General features: G+C 67.6%; 1 protein-coding gene and 1 pseudogene. Both read right to left on the minus strand.

Features of this window, described 5'->3' with window-relative positions:
- Nucleotides 1–383 precede the first annotated feature (383 nt).
- Nucleotides 384–1,727: an ISL3 family transposase gene (locus VGJ14_18175; GenBank protein HEY2834355.1), complete on the minus strand. Its 1,344-nt coding sequence runs from the start codon at nt 1,725–1,727 to the stop codon at nt 384–386.
- Between the two features lie 168 nt (nt 1,728–1,895).
- Nucleotides 1,896–2,030, minus strand: a pseudogene (locus VGJ14_18180) (IS5/IS1182 family transposase).
- Nucleotides 2,031–2,301: the final 271 nt, after the last annotated feature.

Below are 2,301 nucleotides of genomic sequence, written 5' to 3' on the forward strand. Positions count from 1 at the left end.
AGCGTCGTGATCCGCGATGAAGCCGTCCTTGGTGCCCACCACCTCCGCCTTCCTAACCCGGGCTCGATCGCTTCGACCGGCGCGGTGGGACGACGATACTGCGCGCCGCGATAGGAGTCGATGTCGCCGGCGACCCTGTTCTGATCCTCCCGGGCAGCTTGGGTATGCCTCGGCGGACCTGCTGCGCAGCCGATGACCGCGTTCATCAACACCCTGACGCCGCCCGCCGAAGCCGACACCTGCGTGCGGAACGCGGCTGTTCATGGTAGGGCCCACGTGCTACCTGCTGAAGGACCCCACGAGGCGGAGGGAGAAGCTCGTGGGCGTCACCCGGCCGTCCAAGTCACAGGTCTCGACGACGGCCACCCAGCTTTACGGGCTCTTCAACTTTGAGCGGGCACCGTCGGTTTCCTCGCTGACAATCGGCGGGTTCGCCGAGTGCAGTGCAACCGTACTCGGCGGCGGTAGTTGTCTCGGTTTCTGAATCCGCAGGCGGCACGCTTCACCTGTTTGATCAGTCTGTTCGTGCCCTCGGTTCGGGCGTTGGTGAGCCCGGTCGTGAGGAACACCTCGATCGCGGGCCACCAGGTCTCGATGGTCTCGGCCAGCGTGGTGAGTTCTGGGACGTCGGCGTCGGCGCACCAGCTGTAGAACGCCCAGAGCCGGCGGGCGATGTCCTCGCGGTGGCCACCGTGGGCGGCGGTCGCGCAGAGCGCACGTAGTTCCTCCTTGGCGATCCAGGCGGTCAGGATCTGCCCGGTCGAGTCGTGATCGACACAGCCGTTCCACATCCGGGCCAGCGCCCGCTCGGACAGCCGTTCACTCCCGCGCAGCAACAGTCGCCGGTTGGCCCACGCCGGGTCGAGCGCGCGGCCTCGGCGCCCGAGTTGCTCGCGGGTCACCCGCTGGCGCACCGTGGTGACGGCCTTGTTGGCCAGCATGATCAGGTGGAAGTGGTCCACCGCGAGCGCGGCGTCGGGCAGCACCTCGCGGACCGCGGCGGCGTAGCCGGCGTGCGGGTCGATCACCACCACGTCGACGCCGTCGCGGAACGCCTGACTACGCGCCTTCAGCCACCCCTTCACGGCGGTGCTGGTGCGGCCATCCACCTGGCCTAACAGGCCCTGATCACCGGTGATGTCGACGAACCCGGTCTCCCACGGATCTGTGCGCTTCCAGCGGATCCGCCCGTCGACATGTACCCCGTCGGGCACCCAGCGCGGCCGCCCGAACCGGGTCTCGTCCATGCCCAGCACCGTCGTGGGCTCGGGCTCGACCAGCTCGCTCGCCCCGTAGCTCACCACCGCCCGCTGCACGGTGGGCCACGACACCTGATGAGACGCGGCGACCTCGGACTGATCGCGCCCGTCCTCCACCGCCGCCGCGAGCGCGGCCCGAAGCCTCGTCGTTGTCCGCATCCCGGCCGGTACCTGGGCGACCTGCTCGGTGAACGTCTGGCGTGGGCAGTCCTCGGTGCGGCACCGCCGGCGCCGCTTGCGCCACTGCACCACCATGAACGCCCCGCCGCAGGGCAGGTCCTTGGGTCGGGTCAGCACCCAGTCCTTGCCCGAACTCGACGTCTCCCGGCACACCGGACACCGGGCCGCGTCCGGATCATCGGTGACCAGCTGCACGATCGTCACACCGGCCGAGGTGCGCACGACACCCTCGACCGCCAACCCGGCCAATCCCAACAGGCACGACGCATCATCGCTACGGTCAACCACGGCCCGTGGCTCTCCTCCCGCTGCTCCTGAACACAGCGAGGGTCAAGGAGTCACGGGCCGCCCACGTTCAGGCGCGCCGGACCAGTCCAAACCTCGGTTGCCCGGTCAAGATCGAAGAGCCGACAAACCGAAGCCGGCGCCCACGACCTGGACATCGCCCTGGGTCCGAAACCACGCCAGCACGAACAACGCTTGTCGAAAGCAGCTCAACAGCCGCGTGCCCTTGCGAGTACCTCGTGCACGCCGCTCGGCACGCAACAAAGCGGCCACCATGGCGACCAGTTCACGGGGAACATCGAGCATGGCACGATAGGCGATCACGTGGGGTCCTCGGTCCGGTTGGAGCTTGTGGAAGAGAACCCCTTACCGCAGGACCCCACGTCCCAGACCGCATTCCGGAGTTACCGGCGTGTCGCGCGTACCGGCTTCAAATCTTGGTGAGATCACCTCACTGACGGCGCAACGGGCGCCATGAGCAAGCACGCCAAAGAATCATTCTTGATTCTGTGCGGTCGCCTGAGGAGGGTTACTGCTTCGCAAACGCCACCTGTTATTGACCACACTCACAACCCGG

It is taken from the genome of Sporichthyaceae bacterium, from assembly GCA_036493475.1.
GTDB lineage: Bacteria > Actinomycetota > Actinomycetes > Sporichthyales > Sporichthyaceae > DASQPJ01.